This is a genomic window from Pseudomonas sp. GD03875 (assembly GCF_029840585.1).
In the GTDB taxonomy this organism is placed as follows: domain Bacteria; phylum Pseudomonadota; class Gammaproteobacteria; order Pseudomonadales; family Pseudomonadaceae; genus Aquipseudomonas; species Aquipseudomonas paralcaligenes.
In genome coordinates this window covers 49,291-75,571 of sequence record NZ_JAOCCV010000019.1, presented here as the reverse complement: position 1 = coordinate 75,571, position 26,281 = coordinate 49,291, and the positions used below count along the sequence as shown (strand labels likewise).

18 protein-coding genes and 1 pseudogene are annotated in these 26,281 nt (G+C 69.0%); 11 read left to right on the top strand and 8 right to left on the bottom strand.

The window, feature by feature from the left end:
• The gene (locus N5D30_RS16975) at positions 1-615 is read left to right on the top strand and encodes a LysE family translocator (RefSeq protein ID WP_279909895.1); all 615 of its coding nucleotides are present in this window, start codon (positions 1-3) and stop codon (positions 613-615) included.
• The gene (locus N5D30_RS16970; protein WP_279909894.1) at positions 615-1,823 is read left to right on the top strand and encodes a benzoate/H(+) symporter BenE family transporter; all 1,209 of its coding nucleotides are present in this window, start codon (positions 615-617) and stop codon (positions 1,821-1,823) included. Before N5D30_RS16975 ends, N5D30_RS16970 begins: the two co-directional genes overlap by 1 nt.
• A gap of 126 nt (positions 1,824-1,949) precedes the next feature.
• Here the strand turns inward: N5D30_RS16970 and N5D30_RS16965 are convergent, their stop codons facing one another.
• Complete coding sequence (locus N5D30_RS16965) at positions 1,950-2,846, bottom strand: bile acid:sodium symporter family protein (protein ID WP_279902576.1); 897 nt, start codon at positions 2,844-2,846, stop codon at positions 1,950-1,952.
• Positions 2,847-3,062: 216 nt separating this feature from the next.
• Between N5D30_RS16965 and N5D30_RS16960 the strand changes: the two genes are divergently transcribed.
• Positions 3,063-5,780: a cation-transporting P-type ATPase gene (locus tag N5D30_RS16960; protein WP_279909893.1), complete on the top strand. Its 2,718-nt coding sequence runs from the start codon at positions 3,063-3,065 to the stop codon at positions 5,778-5,780.
• A gap of 138 nt (positions 5,781-5,918) precedes the next feature.
• Here the strand turns inward: N5D30_RS16960 and N5D30_RS16955 are convergent, their stop codons facing one another.
• Both N5D30_RS16955 and pyrF read right to left on the bottom strand, forming a co-directional pair.
• Positions 5,919-6,680 carry an SDR family oxidoreductase gene (locus N5D30_RS16955; protein ID WP_279909892.1) on the bottom strand — a complete coding sequence of 254 codons (762 nt, stop codon included), beginning with the start codon at positions 6,678-6,680 and terminating at the stop codon, positions 5,919-5,921.
• A 176-nt stretch (positions 6,681-6,856) separates the two neighbouring features.
• Positions 6,857-7,552 carry an orotidine-5'-phosphate decarboxylase gene (pyrF, locus tag N5D30_RS16950; RefSeq protein ID WP_279909891.1) on the bottom strand — a complete coding sequence of 232 codons (696 nt, stop codon included), beginning with the start codon at positions 7,550-7,552 and terminating at the stop codon, positions 6,857-6,859.
• A 135-nt stretch (positions 7,553-7,687) separates the two neighbouring features.
• On the opposite strand from pyrF, the gene N5D30_RS16945 reads away from it, so the two are divergent.
• The 6 genes and pseudogenes from N5D30_RS16945 to cobA all read left to right on the top strand — a co-directional run bounded on the left by N5D30_RS16945 (position 7,688) and on the right by cobA (position 14,458).
• Complete coding sequence (locus N5D30_RS16945; protein WP_279909890.1) at positions 7,688-8,128, top strand: thioesterase family protein; 441 nt, start codon at positions 7,688-7,690, stop codon at positions 8,126-8,128.
• 155 nt (positions 8,129-8,283) lie between these two features.
• The gene (locus N5D30_RS16940) at positions 8,284-8,754 is read left to right on the top strand and encodes a cytochrome C (protein ID WP_279909889.1); all 471 of its coding nucleotides are present in this window, start codon (positions 8,284-8,286) and stop codon (positions 8,752-8,754) included.
• Between the two features lie 410 nt (positions 8,755-9,164).
• Positions 9,165-10,376: a NarK/NasA family nitrate transporter gene (locus tag N5D30_RS16935; protein ID WP_279909888.1), complete on the top strand. Its 1,212-nt coding sequence runs from the start codon at positions 9,165-9,167 to the stop codon at positions 10,374-10,376.
• A gap of 184 nt (positions 10,377-10,560) precedes the next feature.
• A complete protein-coding gene (locus tag N5D30_RS16930; protein ID WP_279909887.1) occupies positions 10,561-12,225 on the top strand; it encodes a bifunctional protein-serine/threonine kinase/phosphatase in 1,665 nt (554 codons plus the stop codon).
• 357 nt (positions 12,226-12,582) lie between these two features.
• Positions 12,583-13,635: pseudogene (locus tag N5D30_RS16925) on the top strand (FAD-dependent oxidoreductase); the annotation flags it as partial.
• An 85-nt stretch (positions 13,636-13,720) separates the two neighbouring features.
• The gene (gene cobA, locus N5D30_RS16920) at positions 13,721-14,458 is read left to right on the top strand and encodes a uroporphyrinogen-III C-methyltransferase (protein WP_279909886.1); all 738 of its coding nucleotides are present in this window, start codon (positions 13,721-13,723) and stop codon (positions 14,456-14,458) included.
• Between the two features lie 499 nt (positions 14,459-14,957).
• Here cobA and N5D30_RS16915 read toward each other — a convergent pair whose 3' ends face one another.
• Complete coding sequence (locus N5D30_RS16915; protein WP_279909909.1) at positions 14,958-15,398, bottom strand: PACE efflux transporter; 441 nt, start codon at positions 15,396-15,398, stop codon at positions 14,958-14,960.
• Positions 15,399-15,522: 124 nt separating this feature from the next.
• Between N5D30_RS16915 and N5D30_RS16910 the strand changes: the two genes are divergently transcribed.
• Both N5D30_RS16910 and N5D30_RS16905 read left to right on the top strand, forming a co-directional pair.
• Positions 15,523-16,401, top strand: coding sequence for a LysR substrate-binding domain-containing protein (locus tag N5D30_RS16910; RefSeq protein WP_279909885.1), 879 nt, complete (start codon positions 15,523-15,525; stop codon positions 16,399-16,401).
• 134 nt (positions 16,402-16,535) lie between these two features.
• The gene (locus tag N5D30_RS16905; RefSeq protein WP_279909884.1) at positions 16,536-16,985 is read left to right on the top strand and encodes a nuclear transport factor 2 family protein; all 450 of its coding nucleotides are present in this window, start codon (positions 16,536-16,538) and stop codon (positions 16,983-16,985) included.
• Here N5D30_RS16905 and N5D30_RS16900 read toward each other — a convergent pair whose 3' ends face one another.
• The 4 genes from N5D30_RS16900 to N5D30_RS16885 form a co-directional block, all read right to left on the bottom strand.
• Entirely contained in the window at positions 16,986-18,485 is a 1,500-nt protein-coding gene (locus N5D30_RS16900) for an efflux transporter outer membrane subunit (RefSeq protein WP_279909883.1), read from the bottom strand.
• Positions 18,486-18,637: 152 nt separating this feature from the next.
• Complete coding sequence (locus tag N5D30_RS16895) at positions 18,638-21,745, bottom strand: efflux RND transporter permease subunit (protein WP_279909882.1); 3,108 nt, start codon at positions 21,743-21,745, stop codon at positions 18,638-18,640.
• 100 nt (positions 21,746-21,845) lie between these two features.
• Complete coding sequence (locus N5D30_RS16890; RefSeq protein ID WP_279909881.1) at positions 21,846-24,938, bottom strand: MdtB/MuxB family multidrug efflux RND transporter permease subunit; 3,093 nt, start codon at positions 24,936-24,938, stop codon at positions 21,846-21,848.
• The gene (locus N5D30_RS16885) at positions 24,935-26,140 is read right to left on the bottom strand and encodes an MdtA/MuxA family multidrug efflux RND transporter periplasmic adaptor subunit (protein ID WP_279909880.1); all 1,206 of its coding nucleotides are present in this window, start codon (positions 26,138-26,140) and stop codon (positions 24,935-24,937) included. The genes N5D30_RS16890 and N5D30_RS16885 overlap by 4 nt, the downstream gene beginning before the upstream one ends.
• Positions 26,141-26,281 lie beyond the last annotated feature (141 nt).

The following is a 26,281-nucleotide window of genomic DNA, read 5'->3' as shown; positions in this document are numbered from 1 at the left end:
ATGACCCTGGAACTGCTGATCGCCTTCGTCCTCTTCGCCTTCGTCACCTCGGTGACGCCCGGCCCCAACAACATGATGCTGCTCGCCTCGGGGGTGAACTTCGGGGTGCGCCGCAGCGTGCCGCACATGCTCGGCATCAGCCTCGGCTTCATGATGCTGGTGGCGGCCGTGGGCCTCGGTCTCGGCCAGCTGTTCGAGCGCTTCCCGCCGCTGTACACCGCGCTGCGCTACCTCGGCGCCGCCTACCTGCTGTACCTGGCCTGGAAGATCGCCGGCTCGGGCGCCCCCGACGCCGAGGGCAGGAGCACCGGCAAGCCGTTCACCTTCCTCCAGGCCGCGGCCTTCCAGTGGGTCAACCCCAAGGCATGGATCATGGCCATCGGCGCCATCACCACCTACACCCCGCAGGACGGCTTCCTGGTCAATGTGCTGCTGATCGCCGCGCTGTTCGCCCTGGTCAACTGCCCCAGCGTCGGCCTGTGGACGGTGGCCGGCAGCCTGCTGCGCCGCTGGCTGGATCGGCCGCGGGTGCTGCGCGCGTTCAATATCGGCATGGCCCTGCTGCTGGTGGCCTCGCTCTACCCTATCCTGGCCGACGTCAAGGGCACCTTCTGATGAGCGACACCACGGAAACCATGGACACCTCCAGCCGCCCTCGCCCGCTCGCCGACTCCTCGCCCTCCGCCGTGGTGGCCGGCTTTGTAGCGGCGCTCACCGGCTACACCAGTTCGCTGGTGCTGATGTTCCAGGCTGGCCAGGCCGCCGGGCTCAGCGCCGCGCAGATTTCCTCCTGGCTGTGGGCGCTGTCCATCGGCATGGCGGTGTGCACCATCGCCCTGTCGCTGCGCTACCGCACGCCCATCGTGGTGGCCTGGTCGACCCCCGGCGCGGCCCTGCTGATCACCAGCCTGCCCGGTGTGAGCTACCCCGAGGCGGTCGGCGCCTTCGTGGTGTGCGCCGTGCTGCTCAGCCTGCTCGGCCTGTCCGGCGCCTTCGAGCGGGTCATGCGCCACCTGCCCGGCTCGCTGGCGGCGGCGCTGCTGGCCGGTATCCTGTTCCGCATCGGCAGCGAGATATTCGTTGCCGCGCAAACCAGCACCACGCTGGTGCTGGCAATGTTCTTCAGCTTCCTGATCAGCAAGCGACTGGTGCCGCGCTACGCAGTGATGGTGGCGCTGGTGGTCGGCGGCGTCCTGGCCGGTGCGCAGGGCATGCTCGACTTCAGCCACTTCAAGCTGGAGGTGGCGGTGCCGGTGTGGACCACGCCGAGCTTCTCCCTGAGCGCGGCGATCAGCATCGGCATCCCGCTGTTCGTGGTGGCGATGGCCTCGCAGAACATCCCTGGCCTGGCCGTGCTGCGCGCCGACGGCTACCAGGTGCCGCCCTCGCCGCTGATCGCCAGCACCGGCCTCGCCTCGCTGCTGCTCGCGCCGTTCGGCTCCCACGGCATCAACCTGGCCGCCATCAGCGCCGCCATCTGCACCGGCGCCGAGGCCCATGAGGACAAGCGCAAGCGCTACACCGCCGCGCTTTGGTGCGGGTTGTTCTATGGCATCGCCGGCATCTTCGCCGCCACCCTCGCGGCGCTGTTCGCCGCCCTGCCGAGCGCCCTGATCCTGTCCATCGCCGCGCTGGCCCTGCTCGGCTCCATCGGCAACGGTCTGGCCCAGGCCATGCAGGTGCCGGCCGAGCGGGACGCGGCGCTGACCACCTTCATGATCACCGCGTCGGGCATGACGCTGCTGGGCATCGGTTCCGCGTTCTGGGGGCTGGTCGGCGGCGCCGTCACCCTGCTGATACTCAACTGGCGCAAGGGGCCGTAGGAGCGAGCTCTGCTCGCGAACAGGGCTGCGCAAGAGCTTCGCGAGCAAAGCTCACTCCTACGCCGTACATCAACAAACAATGAAAAACGCCCGGGTATGCCCGGGCGTTTTCGTTTACAGCCGGGATCAGCCTGCCGCCTTGGCCTCCTCGGCCAGTTCCTTGCCGTGGGCGTAGTTGACCCACCAGCCGAAGGCGGCGGCGGTGAAGAACATGAAGAAGCTGTAGATGGCCGCCGGGATGCCCATGGTCGGGTTGTTCAGCAGCGACGGGCTCAGCGCCAGGGCGATGGCCAGGGTGCCGTTGTGGATGCCGATCTCCATGCCGATGGCCACGGCCTGGCGCTGCGGCAGCTTGAGCAGGCGCGGCACGAAGTAGCCGACCCCCAGGCTGATCAGGTTGAACAGCAGCGCCGCCACGCCGACCACCGGGGCGTACTCGACCACGGTCTGCCAGTCCTTGACGAAGGCCAGCACGATCACCAGCACCAGGAACAGCGCGGAGATGATCTTCACCGGCTTCTCCATGGCCTGGGCGAAGCCCGGCGCCAGCCTGCGAATCACCATGCCGATGGCCACCGGGCCGAGGACGATGGCGAACACCTGCACCACCTTGGCGAACTGCAGCGGAATGGCCTGGTCGCCCTCCATGAAGTAGGCCAGCGACAGGTTGACGATGAACGGCATGGTGAGGATGGCGATCACCGAGTTGACCGCCGTGAGGGTCACGTTCAGCGCCACGTCGCCGTGGGCCAGGTGGCTGTAGAGGTTGGCCGAGGTGCCGCCGGGCGAGGCCGCCAGCAGCATCAGGCCGACCGCCAGCGCCGGCGCCAGGCCGAAGCCCTTGGCGATCAGGAAGCACAGGAACGGCAGCAGCAGGATCTGGCAGACGAGGCCGATCAGCACCGGCTTGGGAAATTTCACCACCCGGGCGAAGTCGGCCAGGGTCAGGGACAGGCCCAGCCCGAGCATGATGATGCCGAGGGCAATGGGGAGGAACGCGGTCAGCAAGGGCGAAGCGGTCATTATTCTTGTATCTCCGATTGAACCGCCCCGATTCTTGACGAGACGGTTAGGCGATGTAACTGGCCGATCGTGCCAAACATGAGGGTTTCTCGTTACAGAATGCAAAAAATTCGCCGGCAACCAGGGCCGGCGATGCCGTCTAGCCTTGCTCTGGGTCAAGACCGACGCCCCGCTGCTCGCCCAGCGTGTAATAAAAGAGAGCGAAGGAATCCCCGCATGAGCGAACAGACCAGTCCCCCCTCCTGGCATGCCCTCGCGGCCGAAGAGGTCCAGCGCGAACTGGCCACCGGCCCCGGCGGGCTCGATCCGGCGGAAGTCGACCAGCGCCTGCAGCAATACGGCCCCAACCGCCTGACCCCGCCCAAGCGGCGCGGCCCGCTGATGCGTCTGCTGCTGCAGTTCCACAACATCCTGCTGTACGTGATGATGGCCGCCGCCCTGGTCACCGCCCTGCTCGGCCACTGGGTCGACACCGGCGTGCTGCTGGCGGCGGTGCTGATCAACGCCATCATCGGCTTCATCCAGGAGGGCAAGGCCGAGGCCGCGCTGGACGCCATCCGCGCCATGCTCTCGCCCCACGCCACGGTGATCCGCGCCGGCAAGCGCCAGGAGATCGATGCCGGCGAGCTGGTGCCCGGCGACCTGGTGCTGCTCGCCTCCGGCGACCGCGTGCCGGCCGACCTGCGGCTGATCGCGGTGAAGGAGCTGCGGGTCGAGGAAGCCGCGCTCACCGGCGAATCCCTGCCGGTGGAGAAGGCCGTCGACGCGGTGGTCGAGGATGCGCCGCTGGGCGACCGCTACGGCATGGCCTACTCCGGCACCCTGGTGGTCTACGGCCAGGCCACCGGCGTGGTGGTCGGCACCGGCGTGGCCACCGAGCTGGGCCAGATCAACCGCATGCTCGCCGGTGTGCGCATGATGGCGACCCCGCTGCTGCGCCAGATCGACCGCTTCGGCCGCATGCTGGCCATCGCTATTCTCGCCATCGGCGCCCTCACCTTCGTCCTCGGCACCCTGTGGCGCGGCCATTCGCCGGAAGAGATGTTCATGATGGTGGTGGCCCTGGTCGCCTCGGCGATCCCCGAGGGGCTGCCGGCGATCATGACCGTCACCCTCGCCCTCGGCGTGCAGCGCATGGCCCGGCGCCATGCCATCGTGCGCCGCCTGCCGGCGGTGGAGACGCTCGGTTCGGTGACGGTGATCTGCTCGGACAAGACCGGCACCCTGACCCGCAACGAGATGACCGTGCAGCGCGTGGTCTGCGCCGGCCACGTGTTCGATGTCGGCGGCGTCGGCTACGCGCCGGTCGGCGACCTCAGCGTCGACGGGCGCAAGGTCGAGGTCACCCACTACCCCGCCCTCGAATGGGCGATCCGCGCCGGCGTGCTGTGCAACGACGCGCGCATGCGCGACGACGACGGCCTGTGGCAGGTCGAAGGCGACCCCACCGAGGGCGCGCTGCTGGTGCTCGGCAGCAAGTGCCGCCACGAGCACGACCCGATCTGCAGCGCCTGGCCGCGCCTGGACAGTATCCCCTTCGAGTCCCAGCACCGCTTCATGGCCACCCTCCATCGCGGCCTCGACGACGAGCGCTGGATACTGGTCAAGGGCGCGCCGGAGCGCATCCTCGAAATGTGCGACCGCCAGCTCGGCCACGGCAGCCTGGAGCAGCCGCTGGACGCCGACCACTGGCGGCGCATGGCCACCGACACCGCCGCCCAGGGCCTGCGCCTGCTGGCCCTGGCGCGCAAGCCGGTGGGGCCGGATACCCTCAACCTAGACTTCGACGACACCCAGGAGGGTTTCACCCTGCTGGCCCTGGTCGGCATCATCGACCCGCCGCGCGACGAGGCCATCGCCGCCATCGCCGACTGCCACCGGGCCGGCGTGCGGGTCAAGATGATCACCGGCGACCACGCCGAGACCGCCCGGGCCATCGGCGCGCAGTTGGCCATCGGCGTCGGCAAGCCGGCGGTGACCGGCGCCGAGGTGGCGATGATGGACGAGAGCGCGCTGCGTCGGGTCGCCATGGAGATCGACGTGTTCGCCCGCGCCAGCCCCGAGCACAAGCTGCGCCTGGTGCAGGCGCTGCAGGACGACGGCCAGGTGGTGGCGATGACCGGCGACGGGGTCAACGACGCGCCGGCGCTCAAGCGCGCCGACGTCGGCGTCGCCATGGGCCTCAAGGGCACCGAGGCGGCCAAGGAGGCCTCGGACGTGGTGCTGGCCGACGACAACTTCGCCACCATCGTCCGCGCCGTGCGCGAGGGACGCGCGGTCTACGACAACCTGAAGAAATTCATCCTGTTCATGCTGCCCACCAACGGCGGCGAGGCGCTGGTGGTGATCGCCGCCATCCTGCTCCAGCTCACCCTGCCGCTGAGCCCGGCCCAGGTGCTGTGGATCAACATGGTCACCTCCAGCACCCTGGGCCTGGCCCTGGCCTTCGAGCCCGCCGAGGGCGACATCATGGGCCGCCGCCCCCGTCCGCCGGGCACGCCGCTGCTGTCGGGCTTCTTCGTCTGGCGCGTGCTGCTGGTGTCGGTGCTGATGATGTTCGGCGCCTTCGGCCTGTTCTACTGGGAGCTGCAGGCCGGCACCAGCGTGGAGCAGGCGCGGACCATTGCGGTCAACGCGGTGGTGGTGTCGGAGATGTTCTACCTGATCAACAGCCGCTACATCCTGGCGCCGGCGCTCAACCGCCGCGGCCTGCTGGGCAACCCCTACGTGCTGATGGCGATCGCCGCGTGCATCCCGCTGCAGCTGGCCTTCACCTACTGGGGGCCGCTGCAGGCGGTGTTCGGCTCCACCGACCTGGCGGCCGGCGAGTGGCTGAAGATCGTGGCGGCCGGGCTGATGGTGTTCTGCGTGGCCGAGCTGGAGAAGTGGATCATCCGCCGCAGTGGTCTGGATCGGCGCCTGGGGTTGTCCTGAGTGCCTGTTTAGAAGCCCTGACTCTGTGGGAGCGGCCTTGGCCGCGAAGTTCGCGGCCAAGGCCGCTCCCACAAGAGCTTCGGCACTGACAAGTGTTTCAGCGCCGTAGGGCGGGTGAAACCCGCGCCAATTCTCGATTCAGATGGCCGTGGAACCGCCATCCACGGCCAGGCTGTGGCCGGTGGTGAAGGCGGCGGCGGCGCTGCACAGGTACAGCACCGCGGCGGCTATCTCCTCCGGCTTGCCGATGCGGCCGACCGGGTGCATGGCGGCGACGAACTCGGCCTTCTTCGGGTCGGCCTCGGCGGCGCGGCGGAACATGTCGGTGTCGATCACCGCCGGGCATACCGCGTTCACCCGGATCTTCTTCTTGGCGTACTCGATGGCGGCCGACTTGGTCAGGCCGATCACCGCGTGCTTGGAGGCGGCGTAGATGCTCATCTTCGGCGCGGCGCCGAGGCCGGCGACCGAGGCGGTGTTGACGATGGCGCCGCCACCCTGCGCCAGCAGCAGCGGCAGCTGGTGCTTCATGCACAGCCACACGCCCTTGACGTTGACGCCCATGATGGCGTCGAACTCGGCCTCGCTGCCCTCGGCCAGCTTGCCCTTCTCGATCTCGATGCCGGCGTTGTTGAAGGCGTAGTCCAGGCGGCCGTAGGTGGCGACGACCTGTTCCATCAGCGCCTGCACCTCGGCGTCACGGGTCACGTCGCAGCGCACGAAGGTCGCTTCGCCACCAGCGTCGCGGATGGCCTGTACGGTGCCCTCGCCGCCCGTCGCGTCGACGTCGGAGACCACCACCTGCAGCCCTTCGGCGGCGAACGCCAGTGCCGTGGTACGGCCGATGCCGGCGGCGCCGCCGGTGACCAGGGCGACCTTGCCCGAGAACGTCATGCTCATGTCTGCATCCTCGCAGGGAGTTGGAAGTGGGCGAAGAGTCTAGCCAGCGCGGGGGGCGGCGAGCAGCACTATCAGGGTGCGATGTGCCGGATCATCCAGAGGAATGATGGAGCGCCCCATGCTCCATCACGCTTCGGACGTAGCCCGGATGCAATCCGGGATGGCGTGGCGTCGCCTCAGCCCAGCTGGGCGACGATCTCGGCCAGTGCCCTGGCCGGGTCGACGGCCTGGCTGATCGGACGGCCGATCACCAGGTAGTCGGAGCCGGCCTGCAGGGCCTCGGCCGGGGTGAGGATGCGGCGCTGGTCGTCGACCGCGCTGCCGGCGGGGCGGATGCCTGGGGTCACCAGCTGCAGGCCCGGCTGGGCGATCTTCAGCGCCGGTGCCTCCTGGGCCGAGCAGACAAGGCCGTCCATGCCGGCGCGGGCGGCCAGGGCGGCCAGGCGCAGCACCTGCTCCTGCGGCTCCACATCCAGGCCGATGCCGGCCAGGTCCTCGCGCTCCATGCTGGTCAGCACGGTCACGCCGATCAACAGCGGCTTCGGGCCATTGAACCTGTCCAGCGTCTCGCGGCAGGCCGCCATCATGCGCAGGCCACCGGAGCAGTGCACGTTGACCATCCACACGCCCATCTCCGCCGCCGCCTTGACCGCCATGGCGGTGGTGTTGGGGATGTCGTGGAATTTCAGGTCGAGGAACACGTCGAAGCCGCGCTCGCGCAGGGTCGAGACGATTTCCGCGGCGCAGCTGGTGAACAGCTCCTTGCCCACCTTGACCCGGCACAGCTTCGGGTCGAGTTGGTCGGCCAGGGCCAGGGCGGCGTCACGGGAGGGGAAGTCGAGGGCAACGATGATCGGGGTCTGGCAGGACATGGCGGGCTCGCAGGAATCGAAAACCGCGGCATTGTAGCGGAAGCCGGGGGCCGCGGTCAGATCGTCGGCCGCTGGAAATGCGCGATGCAGGCGGTAGACTGGCGCCCTTTTTCCCAGACCAGGCAGCAGTGATCCATGGCCCGTCTCCAGCTCGACTTCTCGCAGCAGCAGTTCCGCTACAGCACCCACATGACCGTGCGCAGCACCGACATCAACGCCAGCAACCACCTGGGCAACGACGCCATGATCTCGATGATCTCCGAGGCCCGGGCGCGCTTCCTGTTCGATTCCGGCATCCGCGAGACCGACAGCCAGCAGGGCATCATCGTCACCGACCTGGCCACCATGTACCGCGCCGAGTCCCACGCCCGCGACCAGCTGCTGTTCGAGGTCGGCGTGATGGACTTCAACCGCTACGGCGGCGACATCATCTTCCGCATCACACGCCCGGCGGACGGCACCCTGATCGCGCTGGCCAAGTCCGGCTTCGTGTTTTTCGACTACCGCCAGGGCAAGGTGATAGCGATGCCGGAGGCCTTCAGCGCCACCTTCCCCGAGGTCAACTGGCTGGACTGAGAACCTGCCTACACTCTCCTGACTCGCGGCCAGGCTGTGTTGAAAGCGGCCTTTTTGCCAATTCAGGAGAGTGTAAGCAGGTTCTGCGGCGGTACGAACGCTCGGCGAACGCTGACCGGGGATAACGGGGCTCCGACATTCAGCGAGCCGACGCCATGCCCCGCACCACCCCTTCCCTTTCCGCCCTCGTCATCCTGTTCTGCGCACTGACGGCCCGGGCCGAGCCTTCCGCCGAGCACGGCCGCTACCTAGTTGAGGTGGCGGGCTGCAACGACTGCCACACCACCGGCTATTCCATGGCCCCGGAGCAGGTGCCGCAGAGCGCCTGGCTGACCGGCGACAGCCTCGGCTGGAGCGGTCCCTGGGGCACCACCTACCCGAGCAACCTGCGCCTGCTGCTGCCGAAGCTCAGCGAGGAGCAGTGGATACGCCTGGCGCGCGGCGCCAGCTACCGCCCGCCGATGCCCAACCGCGCCCTGCATCTGATGAGCGAGGACGACCTGCGCAGCATCCACCGCTTCGTCGTCCAGCTCGGCGAGGCCGGCCAGCCGGCGCCCGCCGCGCTGCCGCCGGGCCAGGAGCCGAACGGCCCGGTGGTGCGCTTCCCGGCGCCGCCGGCACCCTGATCGCGCCCCGACTCGGTGCGCCCGCCTCGCGGCACGCACCGTCTTGCACCAGACGAACCACCCGAATACCTCCCAAGGGGCGATTTACCAGGGATTCGCGGCTTGGCCCGAGTCTTGCTCAAGCCCTGCCAAGGCATCCAACGGCGGTTGCCACCGATACGACAAAGGCGTCGCACCATCCCGCTCCGGCGGTCAGTGGTGCGGCGCCTTTTGCGTTTCAGCCCCAGTGCATGGGGTGGTGGGTGGACCGCGATCCGGGCACCCGCCGGTCACTCTCTCAACTGTCTGTGGCTTCGGCCACGGGGCCTGGCGCCACAAGCGCCGGGCTCTCCCCTCGGCGGCGCGGTGGCGTGTCCACGACCACCTCGCCGCGCCGCCGGCGGGATTTTCACTCGATGACGAGGTGTTGGATGAATACGAGTTTCTGGAAGGCCGGCCACGCCCCGACGCTGTTCGCCGCGTTCCTCTATTTCGACCTGAGCTTCATGGTCTGGTACGTGCTCGGCCCGCTGGGCGTGCAGATCGCCAGCGACCTGGGCCTGACCACCCAGCAGCGCGCCATGATGGTCGCCACGCCGATCCTGGCCGGCGCGGTGCTGCGTTTCCTGATGGGCCTGCTGGCCGACCGCACCTCGCCGAAGAGCGCCGGCCTGGTCGGCCAGGTGATCGTCATCGCCGCCCTGGCGGTGGCCTGGCAGCACGGCATCCACAATTACCAGCAGGCACTGCTGCTCGGCCTGTTCCTCGGCTTCGCCGGCGCCTCCTTCGCGGTGGCCCTGCCGCTGGCCTCCCAGTGGTACCCGCCGCAGCACCAGGGCAAGGCCATGGGCATCGCCGGGGCCGGCAACTCCGGCACCGTGCTGGCCGCCTTGTTCGCCCCGGTGCTGGCCGCCAGCTTCGGCTGGAGCAACGTGTTCGGTCTGGCGCTGATCCCGCTGGTGCTGACCCTGATCATCTTCGCCGGCGTGGCCCGCAACGCGCCGACCCGCCCCGAGCCGAAGGCGCTGGGCGACTACCTCAAGGCCCTCGGCGACCGCGACAGCTGGTGGTTCATGTTCTTCTACAGCGTGACCTTCGGCGGCTTCCTCGGCCTGGCCAGCACCCTGCCCGGCTACTTCCACGACCAGTACGGCTTCGACCCGGTCAAGGCCGGCTACTACACCGCCGCCTGCGTGTTCGCCGGCAGCCTGATGCGCCCGCTGGGCGGCGCCCTGGCCGACCGCATCGGCGGCATCCGCTCGCTGCTGGTGATGTACACCTGCGCTTCCGTGTGCATCGCCGCGGTCGGCTTCAACCTGCCCAGCGCCTACGCCGCCCTGGCCCTGTTCGTGCTCGCCATGCTCAGCCTGGGCGCCGGCAACGGCGCGGTGTTCCAGCTGGTGCCTCAGCGCTTCCGCCGGGAGATCGGCGTGATGACCGGGCTGATCGGCATGGCCGGCGGCATCGGCGGCTTCTGCCTGACCGCCGGGCTCGGCGCCATCAAGCAGACCACCGGCGACTACCAGCTCGGCCTGTGGCTGTTCGCCAGCCTCGGCGTGCTGGCCTGGTTCGGCCTGCACGGCGTCAAGCTGCGCTGGCGCACCACCTGGGGCTCGGCCGCCGTCACCGCCGCCCGCGTGTAGCCCTGCGGGCGCTGGGTTTGCCCGGCCCCGCCAGGACGTTTGGGACAAAGGCGGAGCCGGCCGACGCTCATCGCACTGGTCAGGAAAGGCGGAGCGGCAACGCTCCGGAGCCACACCGGCCCCGCCTTTGTCCCAAACGCCCGCAGGGTGCGCCATTGCGCATCCGCCACCACAGAGAACCCGCATGGCCCTGCAACTGAGCTTCGGCGAAGCCACCGCCACCGGCCCCCGCGCGGAGAACCAGGACGCCATCCGCGTGGTCACCCCGGCGCCAGCCATGGCGACCAGCAAGGGCTTCCTGTTCGCCCTGGCCGATGGCGTCAGCCAGTGCGCCGACGGCGGCCTGGCCGCCCGCGCCACCCTGCAGGCCCTGGCGCTGGACTACTACTCCACCCCCGAGACCTGGGCCGTGGCCCAGTCGCTGGACCGCCTGCTGGTCGCCCACAACCGCTGGCTGCAGGCCAACGGCGGCGGCCAGCCGTTGCTCACCACCCTCTCCGCCCTGGTCCTGCGCGGGCGGCGCTTCACCCTGGCCCACGTCGGCGACTGCCGCGCCTACCGCTGGCACGCCGGCGAACTGGAACGCCTCAGCGAGGACCACGTGTGGGAGCAGCCGGGCATGCAGCACGTGCTCAAGCGCGCACTGGGCCTGGACCAGCACCTGGTGGTGGATTATCTGGAGGGCGAGCTGCGCGAGGACGAGTGCTACCTGCTGGTCAGCGACGGCGTCTGGTCGGTCTTGGGCGACGCCGGCATCCGCTGCCTGCTGCTCGACGAGGACGCCCCGGCCGCCGCCTGCCAGGCGCTGGTCGCCGCCGCTCACCTGGCCGGCAGCCAGGACAACGCCAGCGCCGTGCTGGTCCGGGTCGACGCCTTGCCGGAGAGTGGCCTGGCCGACACCCTGGCCCAGCTGCAGCAGTGGCCGCTGCCGCCCAGGCTGCGCGAGGGCCAGGACTTCGAGGGCTGGCAGGTCGAGCGTCTGCTGGCCGAGTCGCGCCAGTCGCTGGTCTACCGGGTGCACGACGCCCAGGCCCGGCGCTGGCTGCTCAAGACCCTGCCGCCCAGCCGTCACGACGAAGTCCAGGCCGGGCCGGCCCTGCTGCAGGAGGAATGGTTTCTGCGCCGGGTGGCCGGTCGCCATTTCCCCGAGGCGCATCCGCTGCCGCAGCGCCAGCACCTCTATTACGTGCAGCGCGAATACGCCGGCCAGACCCTGGCCGAGCACCTGCGCCTGTCCGGCCCGCTGGGCCTGCCGGAATGGCTCGACCTGGCCCCGCGCCTGCTCCGCGCCCTGGGCCTGCTGCACCGGCGCAACATCCTGCACCGCGACATCAAGCCGGAGAACCTGCTGTGGTGCGACGACGGCGAACTGCGCCTGCTCGACTTCGGCCTGGCCTACTGCCCCGGCCTGTCCCGCGACGAGCAGCACGCCCTGCCCGGCACGCCTAGCTACATCGCCCCCGAGGCCTTCGCCGGCGCCGCCCCGGACCACCGCCAGGACCTCTACGCCGCCGGCGTCACCCTCTACCGCTTGCTCACCGGCCACTACCCCTATGGCGAGATCGAGGCCTTCCAGCACCCGCGCTTCGGCAAGCCCGCTGCGCCCAGTCGCTACCGCCCGGACCTGCCGGCCTGGCTCGACGACGGCCTGCTGCGCGCCGTGGCCGCCAGCCCGGGCGAGCGTTTCGAGACGGCCGAGGAATGGCTGCTGGCCCTGGAACAGGGCGAGCGCCAGGCGCTCGGCGTGCGTCCGCGGCCGCTGCTGGAGCGCGAACCGCTGAAGGTCTGGCGCGGGGTGGCGTTGCTGTCCCTGCTGGTCAACCTGATCCTGCTGGTAGCGCTCCTGTAGGGCGGGTGAAACCCGCAGGCTCGCGGCGCGGGTTTCACCCGCCCTACGGCGGAGCATCGATATGGCGCCGAGTTCCAAAGCGGTGCGCCGACGCAGGGCAAAACCCGTGAAAACCGCGTGAAAGGGCCATGAACGGGACTTGGCATGCCCTCTGCAATGAAGAATTCGCAAATCTACAACGGCACCGCCCTCAATGCGGAAAACGGTGCCCTCCCGCTCGATCGGGACCTGGACAAAGGCGTCCTCGCCAGGCAACTGGTGGGACGCCTTTTTTGTCTCCCGCCTGCCTGGCCCTGAGATCAACCTCGGCATCGCTCCGGCGATCCGGTTTCACGCGTTCAGGCAGGAGACGGCGACATGGACAGACTCAAACTGGTGATGGTGGGCAACGGCATGGCCGGGGTCAGGACCCTGGAGGAACTGCTCCGGCTCGTCCCGGACCTGTACGACATCACCGTGTTCGGCGCCGAGCCGCACCCCAACTACAACCGCATCCTGCTGTCGCCGGTACTGGCCGGCGAACGCACCTTCGACGACATCGTGCTCAACGGCCTCGACTGGTACGCCGGGCACGGCATCGACCTGCGTCTGGGGCGCAAGGTAGTGAGCATCGACCGCAAGCGGCGCGTGGTGCTCGCCGACGACGGCAGCAGCGCCCACTACGACCGGCTGATCCTCGCCACCGGCTCCACCCCCGTGATCCTGTCGATACCGGGCAACCGCCTGGGCGGCGTGATCGCCTACCACGACATCGCCGACACCGAGAAGATGCTGGAGATCACCCGCCGCCACAGCCACGCGGTGGTCATCGGCGGCGGCCTGCTCGGCCTGGAGGCGGCCAATGCCCTGCGCCAGCGCGGCATGGACGTGACCGTGGCGCACCTCGCCGACTGGCTGCTGGAGCGGCAGCTGGGCCAGGCCGCCAGCAAGCGCCTGCAACAGGCTCTGGAGGCCCGCGGCATCCGCTTCCGCCTGGGCGAGCAGACCGAAGAACTGCTCGACCACGGCACCGGCCGCGTCTGCGCCGTGCAGTTCGAGGGCGGCGACAGCATCGCCGCCGACCTGGTGGTGATGGCCACCGGCATCCGCCCCAACACCGGGCTGGCCGAGAAGGCCGGGATTCCCTGCAACCACGGCATCCAGGTGGACGACACCCTGCAAACCTTCGACCCGCGCATCTACGCGGTCGGCGAATGCGTCAGCCATCGCGGCATCGCCTGTGGCCTGGTGGCCCCGCTGTTCGAGCAGGCCCGGGTCTGCGCCAACCACCTGGCGATGCTCGGCACCGCCCGCTACCGGGGTACGGCGAGCGGCGACACCCCCGCCCACTTCGACCCCGTCGGCAGCCTGTACCGCAAGCTGGCGCTCGAAGGCGACGCGCCGCTCGGCGGCGGGCTGTACGACGACAGCGGCTTTTCCGCCGCCTCCGCCTGAAACAGACAGATCGAATACCCAGGCGCCGCAGAGCGCCACGGACAAGCCCGAGGAGAATCTCATGAACGCAAAAGTCTGGCTGGTGGGCGCCGGCCCCGGCGACCCGGAGCTGCTAACCCTCAAGGCGGTGAAGGCCCTCGCCCAGGCCGACATCGTGATGATCGACGACCTAGTCAATCCGGCTGTGCTGGAACACTGCCCCGGCGCCCGCGTAGTACCGGTGGGCAAGCGCGGCGGCTGCCGCTCCACCCCGCAGGACTTCATCCATCGCCTGATGCTGCGCTATGCCCGCCAGGGTAAGTGCGTGGTGCGCCTGAAAGGCGGCGACCCGTGCATCTTCGGCCGCGGCAGCGAGGAAGCCGACTGGCTGGCCGAGCACGGTGTCGAGGTGGAGATGGTCAACGGCATCACCGCCGGCCTGGCCGGCGCCACCAGCTGCGGCATCCCGCTGACCCTGCGCGGCGTGGCCCGCGGCGTGACCCTGGTCACCGCCCACACCCAGGACGACAGCACGCTGAATTGGCAGGCCCTGGCCCAGGGCGGCACCACCCTGGTGGTGTACATGGGTGTGGCCAAGCTGCCCGAGGTGCGCGACAGCCTGCTGGCCGGCGGCATGCGCGCCGACATGCCGGTGGCGATGATCGAGAACGCCTCCCTGCCCCACCAGCGCGAGTGCCGCAGCACCCTGGCCGCCATGCAGCAGGCGGCCGCCGACTTCCAGCTCAAGAGCCCGGCGATCCTGGTGATCGGCGAGGTGGCCGCGCAGCAACAGATCGAATCCCTGGCAGAAACCGCCTGATCCCCTTGCTCAACTCGCCCGGCCTCTGGCCGGGCTTTTTTTTGGCTATGTCCCCGTTAGTGGTGGCACACCTTGTGGGAGCGGCCTTGGCCGCGAATGTCACGGCCAATCGTGATGCCGCAATGACCGCGGCACCGCCGGTGGGTTACGCCGGCAAGCGGCTAACCCACCCTACGCTTTGCTCGGCCAAGTCCCTCTATCTGAACACTGCGGCTGCCTGCCCCTGGATTCCCGCCTGCGCGGGAATGACGGTTTCGGAAGAAATTCCACCCCTACCTCGTCATCCCCGCGCAGGCGGGGATCCAGAAGGTGTCAGGGCACTACAACATCTAACGGGGACATAGCTTTTCGGCTATGTCCCCCTCTACCTGTTGCACCGATCTGCTTTGTAGGAGCGATCGGGCGGCGAACCGCTTCAGCCGCGAATTCGCGGCCAAGGCCGCTCCCACAAGGTGTGCCACCATTAACAGGGACATAGCCTGTTTTGCATGAGCCGAAGTCACCCATTCCGACTTTCTCGACCGCTGGCCGACACCGGCACGCCGAACGCCAGGTCGAACGCCCACTGGAAGACGAAGGCATAGAAAAAGAAGAACACCAGCAGGCCGAGGTCCGCCAGCAGCGCGGTCAGTGCATCGATGTCCAGCCACCAGGCCATCACCGGCACGAGGATGATCGCCAGCCCGCCTTCGAAGCCGGCGGCATGCAGCAGGCGTCGCCGCAGGTTGCGCGTGCGCCGGGCCTGACGCGCCTCCCAGCGCTCGAACAGGGCGTTGAACAGCACGTTCCAGGCCATCGCGATCAGCGACAGCAGGATGGCCAGGGTGCCCGAGTAGACCATGCTCTCGCCAAACCACCAGGCGATCATGGGCGAGACGAAGAGGATCGCCACCAGCTCGTACAACAGCGCCTGTGCGATCTTGCGACGTGGCCCTTGCATCATCTTCCCCCCAGGCTGCCGGCCTCGGACGAGGCGTCTTCATGGGCGCCAATCTAGGCAGCCGGGGGCGGTGGAACAAATGACGTATAGTGCAGCGAGATGAATAGAATTCACCTGGAGTGCCATGTTCTCCCACCTGCCGCTGAGCGCCCTGCGCACCTTCGAATCCGCCGCCCGCCTGGGCAGTTTCAAGGCGGCCGCCGAGGAACTGAACGTCACCCCGACCGCGGTTTCGCACCAGATCCGCGGCCTGGAGGACTGGCTGGGCAAGCCGTTGTTCGTGCGCCTGGGCCGCGGCGTGCGCCTCAGCGACGAGGGCGAGCGGCTGCGGGACGGCCTGCACGGCGCCTTGCTGGAGATAGGCCGCACGGTCGACTCTCTGCGCCCGGTGCAGCACGACGACAGCCTCAGCCTGAGCGCCACGCCGGCGTTCGCCGCACTCTGGCTGATCCCGCGCCTGGGCCGCTTCTACCGGCGCCATCCCGGCATCCGCGTGCGCATCGAGACCAGCAACACCCTGGTCGACCTGCAACGCGACTCCAGCCTCGACCTGGCCATCCGCTGCGGCTTCGGCGAACACCCGCAGCTGCTGGAAATCCCGCTGATGGAAGAATGCTTCGCTGCCTACGGTACGCCCGCGCTGGTGCAGCGCCTGCCGGCAGGCGCGACGGAGCTGATCGGCGTCGCCTGGCCCGCGCCGCAACCCGAGCTGCCCGACTGGCAAGACTGGATCGCCGCCGTCGGCGAGGACTGGCCCCTGCACAGTGTGCGCCGCGACTATCCCGACGAGCACTACGCGCTGCAGGCGGCCATCGCCGGCCAGGGGCTGGTGCTGGCCAGCTCGGTGCTGGTCTCGGACAGCCTGGAAAAAGGCCTGCTGTGCGCCTATCGCGCGGACATCAGCCTGCCCGGCGCGCGCTACCGGGTGCGCCATGTACCGGGCCGCGAGCGGCGGCCGGCGGTCAGGGCGCTGCTGGACTGGCTGGCGGAGGAAGCCGCCTAGAGCCTACTCACGATCTGCTGAGCGTCGGCCAGGTGTCGTCAAAAACGCGAACCGGTCGGGGTTCCTTTCCCCGGGGCGATGCCGCTAGCATCCGCGGCAGGCCTTCATGTCGAAGGCGTTTCCGAGGAAGGTCGATGAACAAGCTCGCGCTGTCCCTGCTCTGCCTGCTCGCCCCGTTCGCCCATGCCGACGCCACCCTGACCGAGGCCAGCATCCGCGCGCTGTACGACGATGTGGCCGCCGCTGCCACGCAGCGGGACATCGACGCCACCCTGGCGCACATGAGCGACGACGTGCGTATCCACATCTCTGCCCCCCAGGGCAGTGTGGAACTCGACGCGGAGCAGTACCGCCAGTTGCTGAAGCAGGGCTGGAGCGCGCCGGACAGCTACCGCATGGAGGTGGACATCGAGTCCATCGAGATCGCCGAGGACGGCCAGAGCGCGACAGTCAGGGACCGCACCCGCGAGACGCTGTCGATGAACGGCCACGAGATGACCACCGGCATGCAGGAAACCGCCAGCGTGCACCTGATCGACGGCACGCCCAGGATCGTCCGGGTCGAGGCGACCATCAAGCCCTGACTATTCCTCCGCCACCCCCGGCCAGCCGCCGCCCAGGGCGGCGATCAGCTGGACGCTGGCAGTCAGCCGGCTGCCCTGCAGGCTCAGGCGGGTGCGCTCGTTGGACAGCGCGGTGGTCTGCACGCTGACCACGTCGGTGAACTCCACGGTGCCGGCCTTGTACTGGTTGAGCATCAGGCGCAGGGATTCGCGGGCGGCGTCGAGGGCCTCCTGCTGCACCACCGCCTCGCGCTCCAGCACGGCCAGCTGCACCAGATAGTCCTCCACCTCGCGGAAGCTGGTCAGCACCGTCTGCCGGTAGTCGGCCACGGTCTGGTCGTAGCTGGCCTCGGCCTGCTCGACCCGGGAGCGGATCAGGCCGCCGTCGAACAGGGTCATGGCGAACGACGGGCCGATGGACCAGAAGCGGTTGGGCGAGCTGATCCAGTTGTCCAGGCTGCCGCTGCGGTAGCCGCCGGTGGCCGACAGGCTCAGCTCCGGGTAGTAGGCAGCCTTGGCCACGCCGATCTGGGCGTTGGCGGCGATCACCCGGCGCTCCGCGGCGGCCACGTCCGGGCGCCGCTCCAGCAGGGTCGACGGCAGGCTGACCGGCACGGCCGGCAGCGCCGGCACCTGGTCGCGCACCGCCAGCTCGAACTCGGAGGGCGCCACGCCGACCAGCACGGCGATGGCGTGCTCCAGCTGGGCGCGCTGGTATTCCAGGTCGACCGCCTCGGCTTCGGTGCCCTTGAGCTGGGTCAGCGCCTGGGTCACGTCGGACTTCGGCACGATGCCGGCCCGGTACTGGTTCTCGGCGATGCGGAAGGCCTGGCGATAGGCCGCCACGGTTTCTTCCAGCAGGCGCTTCTGCTGGTCCATCACCCGCAGTTGCAGGTAGTTCTGCACCAGTTCCGACTGCTGGCTCAGGCGCACCGCGGCCAGGTCGCCGACGCTGGCCTCCAGGCCGGCGCGGTCCGACTCCAGCTGGCGGCGCAGCTTGCCCCACAGGTCCAGCTCCCAGCTCACGCCCAGGCTGGCCTCGTAGCTCTTGGAGACGGTCGAGGCATTGGCGCCGCTGACGCTCACGCCGTCGGAGGTGCTGATGGTGTTGTCGCCACCGCCCTGCCCCGCGCGGGTCACGCCGGTGTTCAGGCCCAGGGTCGGGAAGAAGCCGGCCCGCGCGCCACGCACCAGGGCCCGGGCCTGGCGGTAGCTGGCCTCGGCGCTGGCCAGGCTCTGGTTGTTGGCGTTGAGGCGCGCCACCAGCGCGTCCAGCTCGGCGTCGCCGTAGAGCGTCCACCAGTCGCCGCGCAGCTCGGTGTCGGCCGGCGCGGCGGATTTCCAGCCGGCGGCCTGCTTGAAGGCCGGGGATGGCGCGCTGTCCGGGCGCCCGTAGTCCGGGCCGACGGCGCAGCCGGCGACCAACAGCGCCAGGGCGATCGCCGCTGGGCGGGTGAAACCCGCGAGGCGAAACGGAGAGGAGCGCGCGGGTTGCACCCGCCCTACGTGGAGAGGGTTCATCGCGTAATGCTGCTCACATGAGGAATGGTCGGACGCGACCAGTGGTTGGGCCAACCCTGTGGGAGCGGACTTGTCCGCGAACGGGGCGGACAGCAAAGCTTCGCGGCCAAGGCCGCTCCCACGGAGGCAGCCACAAGTGAACGGCATTGGATTCATAGCGGGGTTTCCAGGGCGGCGTCGCTGCGCACGCCGCGCCAGCGGTTGATCCGGTGGCGCAGGCGGTCGAGGTACAGGTAGACCACCGGTGTGGTGTAGAGGGTGAGCAACTGGCTGAGCACCAGGCCGCCGACGATGGCCAGGCCAAGCGGCTGGCGCATCTCGGCGCCTTCGGCCTGGCCCAGCAGCAGCGGCAGCGCGCCGAGCATCGCGGCCAGGGTGGTCATCATGATCGGCCGGAAGCGCAGCAGGCAGGCGCGGCGGATCGACTCCTGGGGCGTCAGCCGCAGGTCCCGTTCCAGCTCCAGGGCCAGGTCGATCATCAGGATCGCGTTCTTCTTCACCACGCCGATCAGCAGGAACAGGCCGAGCAGCGAGACCAGGCTGAACTCGCCGCCGGTGATCAGGATCGCCAGCAGCGCGCCGACGCCGGCCGACGGCAGGGTGGAGAGGATGGTCAGCGGGTGGATGTAGCTCTCGTAGAGGATGCCGAGCACGATGTACACCACCAGCAGCGCGGTGAGGATCATCAGCGGCTGGCCCTGGGCCTCCTTCTCGAACTGGCCGCCGGTGCCACCGAGCACGCCCTGCACCTCGGTGGGCAGGTTGACCTCGGCCACCGCGCGGGCGATGGCGCGGTTGGCCTGTTCCTGGGTCACGTCCTTGGCCAGGGCGTAGCCGATGCTCTCGGCGGCGAACTGGCCCTGGTGGTTGACCCTGTCCTCTTCCAGGCTGCGGGTCCAGCGGGCGAAGGCGGACAGCGGCACGCGCCCGCCGCTCTCGGTGATCAGCTGGATCTGGTCCAGCGCCTCGGGGTACTGGGCGTACTTCGGGTTGATCTCCATCACCACGCTGTACTGGTTGAGGGTGTCGTAGATGGTGGAGATCTGCCGCTGGCTGAAGGCGTTGTTCAGCACCGAGGTGACCATGGCCATGTCCACGCCCAGGCGCTGCGCGGTGACGCGGTCGATTTCCAGGCTGATCTGCTGGGCGCCCTCGCCTTCGTTGGCGTCGATGTCGGTCAGCTCCGGCAGCGCCGCGAGGGCGTCGCGCACCTTGGGCAGCCAGGTGCGCAGGTCGCTCAGCTCGCTGGCCAGCAGCACGAACTCGTTCTCGGTGCTGCGGCCCTGGCGGCCGCCGAACTGCAGGTCCTGGTCGGACATCAGCATCAGGCGCCCGCCGGGCACCTTGGGCATGGTCTCGCGCAGCCGGTCGATGACCTCCTGGGAGGACGCCCGGCGCTCGTCGATGGGCTTCAGGCGGATCACCAGGGTGGCGTTGTTGATTCCGCCGGAGCCACCGATGAAGCCGGCCACGCTGTGGATCGCCGGGTCCTTGAGCAGCGCGCGGCGGTATATCTCCATCTTCGGCTGCATGACCTGGAACGACAGGCCGTCGTCGCCGCGGATGAAGCCGAGCAGTTGGCCGGTGTCCTGCTGCGGCATGAAGGTCTTGGGCACTTCGACGAACAGGTAGACGTTGAAGCCGATGGTCAGCAGCAGGCTGAACAGGGTCAGCCGGGAATGACGCAGCGCCCAGTCCAGGCTGCGCGAATAGGCCGCCACCACCCGCTCCTGCACCCGCGCGCCGACACGCTGCACGCGCCCAGGGGTGCGCTCGCCGCCCTCCGCGCGCAGCCAGCGCGCGCAGAGCATGGGGGTGAGGGTCAGCGACACCAGCAGCGAGACGACGATGGCCGCCGTGAGGGTGATGGAGAACTCGCGGAACAGGTTGCCGACGATGCCGCCCATGAACAGGATGGAGAGGAACACCGCCACCAGCGACAGGTTCATCGACAGCAGGGTGAAGCCGACCTCCTTCGAGCCCTTGTAGGCCGCCGCCAGCGGCTTCTCGCCGGCCTCGATGTGGCGCGAGATGTTCTCCAGCACGACGATGGCGTCGTCCACCACCAGGCCGGTGGCGATGATCAGCGCCATCAGCGACAGGTTGTTGAGGGAGAAGTCCAGCAGGTACATCACCGCGAAGGTGCCGACCAGCGACACCGGCACCGCCAGCGCCGGGATCAACGCGGCGCGCCAGCGGCCGAGGAAGGCGAACACCACCAGGATCACCAGGCCCACGGCGATCAGCAGGGTGCGCTCGGCCTCGTGCAGGGTGGCGCGGATCACCGGCGAGCGGTCCATCGCCACTTCCAGGTGCACGCTGGGCGGGATCACCGCCTGCAGGCCGGGCAGCTCGGCGCGGATGTCCTCGATGGTCTCGATGATGTTGGCGCCGGGCTGGCGGTTGATCACCATCAGCACGGAGTCGTTGTCGTTGTAGAAGCCGCTGTTGTAGCGGTCCTCGACGCCGTCGACGACCTGGGCGACGTCGCCCAGGCGCACCGGCGCGTTGTTCTGGTAGCGGATCACCAGCGGGCGGTAGTCGGCGGCCTTGTCGAGCTGGTCGTTGGCCTGGATCTGCCAGTGGCGCTGGTCGTCCTCCAGGGCGCCCTTGGGCCGGTCGACGCTGGCCTGGACGATGGCGTTGCGCACCTCGTCCAGGGCGATGCCGTACTGGTCGAGCAGGCGCGGCTCCAGCGCCACCCGCACCGCCGGCAGGGAGCTGCCGCCGATCTGCACCTCGCCGACGCCCGAGACCTGCGACAGCTTCTGCGCCAGCACGGTGGCGGCCACGTCGTACAGCTGGCTCTTGCCGAGCACGTCGGAGGTCAGCGACAGCACCATGATCGGCGCCTGGGACGGGTTGAACTTGCGGTAGGTCGGCATGCTGCGCATGCCGCTGGGCAGCAGGTTGCGCGAGGCGTTGATGGCCGCCTGCACCTCGCGTGCGGCGGCGTCCACGTCGCGGCCGATGTCGAACAGGATGATGATCCGCGTATTGCCCTGGCTGCTGCGGCTGGTCATCTCGCTGATCCCGGCGATGCTGCCGAGCGAGCGCTCCAGCGGCGTGGCCACGCTCGACGCCATGATCTGCGGGCTGGCGCCGGGCAGGTTGGCGTCGACCACGATGGCCGGGAAGTCCATCTTCGGCAGTGGCGCCACCGAGAGCAGGCCGAAGCTCACGGCGCCGAGCAGGATGATCGCCAGGCTCAGCAGCAGCGTCGCCACCGGGCGCGCGATGAAGGGCGCGGAGAGGTTCATAGGAGCAGCCGCAAGCCACAAGCTTCAAGCTGCAAGGGAGAAGCAAAAGCCTGGCAGCGGGCTGCCTTTAACTTGTGGCTTGAAGCTTGAAGCTTGAAGCTCATATTGCTACTCCCGCCGCACTACGGCCCGAGAAGCGCCGGGCCAGGCGGTCGAACCACAGGTAGATCACCGGCGTGGTGAACAGCGTCAGCACCTGGCTCAGCAGCAGGCCGCCGACCATCACCAGGCCCAGCGGCTGGCGCAGCTCGGCGCCGGAGCCGGTGGCCAGCATCAGCGGCACGGCGCCGAACAGCGCGGCCAGGGTGGTCATCAGGATCGGCCGGAAGCGCAGCAGCGCGGCCTGGTAGATCGCCTCCTGCGGGGTCATGCCCTGGTGCCGCTCGGCCTCCAGGGCGAAGTCGATCATCATGATCGCGTTCTTCTTGACGATGCCGATCAGCAGGATGATGCCGATGATGGCGATCAGGCCCAGGTCGTTGCCGGTCAGCAGCAGCGCCAGCAGCGCGCCGACGCCCGCCGAGGGCAGCGTCGAGAGGATGGTGATCGGGTGGATGTAGCTCTCGTAGAGCACGCCGAGCACGATGTACATGGTGACGATGGCCGCCAGGATCAGCAGCAGCGTGCTCGACAGCGATGCGCGGAACGCCTCGGCGGCGCCCTGGAACTGGCTCTGGATGCCGGCCGGCATGCCGATGTCGCGCTGCACCTGTTCGATGACCTCTACGGCCTCGCCCAGCGACACGCCGCTGGCCAGGTTGAACGACATGGTCACCGCCGGGAACTGGCCGATGTGGTTGACCACCAGCGCCGCAGCGCGCTCGTCGACGCGCGCCAGCGACGCCAGCGGCACCTGCTGGCCGTCGGCGGTGGCGACGTGGATCTGCTGCAGCGCCTGCGGGCCGATGCGGCCGCCGTCCTGGCTCTCCAGCACCACACGGTACTGGCTGGCCTGGGTATAGATGGTGGAAATCTGGCGCTGGCCGAAGGCGTCGTACAGCGCGTCGTCGATGGCGCTGACGCTCACCCCCAGGCGCGAGGCGGTGTCGCGGTCGATGCTCAGGTACACCTGCAGGCCGCGGTTCTGCAGGTCGTTGGCCACGTCGATCAGCTCCGGCTGGTCGCTCAGCGCCTCGGTCAGCCTGGGCGTCCACTCCTCCAGCAGGGCGGCGTCCGGCGACTCCAGGCTGAACTGGAACTGGGTGCGGCTGACCCGGTCCTCGATGGTCAGGTCCTGCACCGGCTGGAGGAACAGCTGGATGCCGGCGACCTTGGCCAGCTCCGGCCGCAGGCGCTCGATCACCGCGCTGGCGGTGACGTCGCGCTCTGCGTGGGGCTTGAGGTTGATCAGCAGGCGGCCGCTGTTGAGGGTGGCGTTGTCGCCGTCGACGCCGATGTAGGACGACAGGCTGGCCACCGCCGGATCGCGCAGGATGACTTCGCTCAGGCGCTGCTGGCGCTCGCTCATGGCGCGGAAGGAAATGCTCTGCGGCGCCTCGGAGATGCCTTGGATCACGCCGGTGTCCTGCACCGGGAAGAAGCCCTTGGGCACGGCCAGGTACAGCACCACGGTCAGCGCCAGGGTGCCGAGGGCGACCAGCAGGGTCAGCGGCTGGTGGCGCAGCACCCAGCGCAGGCCCACCGCGTAGCGCTCGATCAGGCCGTCGATGAAGGCGCCGCTGGCGCGGTAGAAGCGGCTCTGGTCCTCGTCCTTCTCCTGCTTGAGCAGGCGCGCGCACATCATCGGCGTGAGGGTCAGCGACACCACCAGGGAAATCAGGATGGCCACCGCCAGGGTGATGGCGAACTCGCGGAACAGGCGGCCGACCACGTCGGCCATGAACAGCAGCGGGATCAGCACCGCGATCAGCGAGAAGGTCAGCGAGATCAGGGTGAAGCCGATCTGCTTCGCGCCCTTGAGCGCGGCGTTGAGCGGCGTCTCGCCCTCCTCCAGGTGGCGGGCGATGTTCTCCAGCATGACGATGGCGTCGTCGACCACGAAGCCGGTGGCGATGGTCAGCGCCATCAGCGTCAGGTTGTTGACCGAGAAACCGGCCAGGTACATCACGCCGAAGGTGCCGATCAGCGACAGCGGCACGGCGATGGACGGAATGATCGTGGCCGACACCTTGCGCAGGAACAGGAAGGTCACCAGCACCACCAGGCCGATGGCCAGCACCAGCTCGAACTGCACGTCGCGCACCGCGGCGCGGATGGTCTGGGTGCGGTCGGTGAGCAGCTTGACCTCGATGTTCGCCGGCATCGACGCGGTGATCTGCGGCAGCAGCGACTGGATGCGCTCGACCACGTCGATGACGTTGGCGCCGGGCTGGCGCTGGATGCTCAGCAGCACCGTCTGGGTGCGGTCGGCCCAGGCCGCCAGGCGTTCGTTCTCGGCGCCGTCGATGATCGTCGAGACGTCGCGCAGACGCAGCGGCGCGCCGTTCTCGTACTTGAGGATCAGATCCAGGTAGGCCTCGGCCGACTGCAGCTGGTCGTTGGCGTCCAGCTGCGAGACCCGGGTCGGGCCGTCGAAGTTGCCCTTGGGCTGGTTGACGTTGGATGCGGTGATCAGCGCGCGCACGTCGGCCAGGTTGAGGCCGTGGCTGGCCAGCGCCTGCGGGTTGACGCGGATGCGTACCGCCTTGCGCTGGCCGCCGGCCAGGCTGACCAGGCCGACGCCCGTGATCTGCGCGATCTTCTGCGCCATGCGCGTGTCGACCAGATCGTGCACCTCGGTCAGCGGCATGGTCTCGGAGCTGATCGCCAGGGTCAGCACCGGCGTGTCGGCCGGGTTGACCTTGTTGTACACCGGCGGCGCCGGCAGGTCGTTGGGCAGCAGGTTGGTCGCCGCGTTGATCGCCGCCTGCACTTCCTGCTCGGCGACGTCGAGGTTCACCTCCAGGGTAAAGCGCAGGGTGATCACCGAGGCGCCGCCGGAGCTGGTCGAGGACATCTGCTGCAGGCCCGGCATCTTGCCGAACTGGCGCTCCAGCGGTGCGGTCACCGCGCTGGTCATCACTTCCGGACTGGCGCCCGGGTACAGGGTCAGCACGCGGATGGTCGGGTAGTCCACCTCCGGCAGGGCCGAGACCGGCAGCAACCGGTAGGCGATCAGGCCGCTGAGGAAGATCGCCACCATGATCAGCGTGGTGGCGACCGGCCGCAGGATGAACAGGCGGGAGGCGTTCATGCGCCGGTCTTCGCCGGGGCCTGCGGGGTGGTCTGGGTGGCGTCGGTGTCGCCGATGATCTGCACCTCGCTGCCGTCCTTGAGCCGGTCGGTGCCTTCGAGCACCAGGCGCTCGCCCTCCTCCAGGCCGTCGCTGATCAGGGTGGTGGCGCCATCGCTGGCGCCCACCTTGACCGAGCGCACCACGACCTTGTCGTTCTGGTCGAGCACATAGACGAAGGTCCCGCGCGAGCCGAACTGCAGCGCGGCGGAGGGAATCAGCAGCGCGTCGTGGCGGGTCTCCACGCGCAGGCGCACGTTGACGAACTGGTTGGGGAACAGGCTCTCGTCGGCGTTATCGAAGCGCGCCTTGAGCTTGACCGTGCCGGTGGCGACGTCGATCTGGTTGTCTAGGCTGTGCAGCACGCCCTCGGCCAGCACGTTCTGCTCGCTGCGGTCGCGCGCCTCCACCTTCAGCTTCTGGTTGTCGCGCACCTTGGCCAACACCGGCGCCAGCTCGTTCTCGGCCAGGGTGAAGTTGACCGAGATCGGCTGCACCTGGGTGATCACCACCAGCGGCGTGGTGTCGCCGGCGGTGATCAGGTTGCCGACGTCCACCTGGCGCAGGCCGAGGCGGCCGGCGATGGGCGCGCGGATGCGGGTGAATTCCAGGTTCAGGCGCGCCTCGGCGACGGCCGCCTGGTTGCTCTTGACCGTGCCCCGGTACTGGCCGACCAGCGCTTCCTGGGTGTCCAGGGTCTGTCTGGCGATGGAGTCCTCGGCGAACAGCCCCTTGTAGCGCGCCAGGTCGATCTCCGCGTTCTTCAGCTGCGCCTGGTTCTGCGCCAGGGCGCCCTCGGCCTGCTGCAGCGCCACCTGGTAGGGACGCGGGTCGATCTGCGCCAGCAGGTCGCCGGCCTTGACCAGTTGCCCTTCCTCGAACATCAGCTTGACCAGCTCGCCGTCCACCCGGCTGCGCACGTTCACCGTGTTGAGCGCGGTCACCGTGCCCAGCGCCTTCAGCTCGACCTCGAAATCGCCGCGGGTGGCGCTGGTCACGCGCACCGGCACCGGACCGCTCCAGGGGCCCGGCGCGCGGGCCTTCGCCGGCCCCTCCTCGGCCTTGCCGGGCCACAGCCACCAGGCCAGAACAGCGGCGGCGATCAGCAGCACGACCAACAGCCATCTACGGGAGGAACGCGAGGCGGAGCGAGTATCGGACATGGGGGTGGGAGGTCACTTTTCCTGGGAGGGTGAACGATAAGGACTCTTAGCTGTGGTGCATAGGGTCTTTACCACCCATTTACCCTTCCCCGGCGGCACCAAGTGGCTGAGTACAAAAGAAAAAAGGCCTGCTGATAGCAG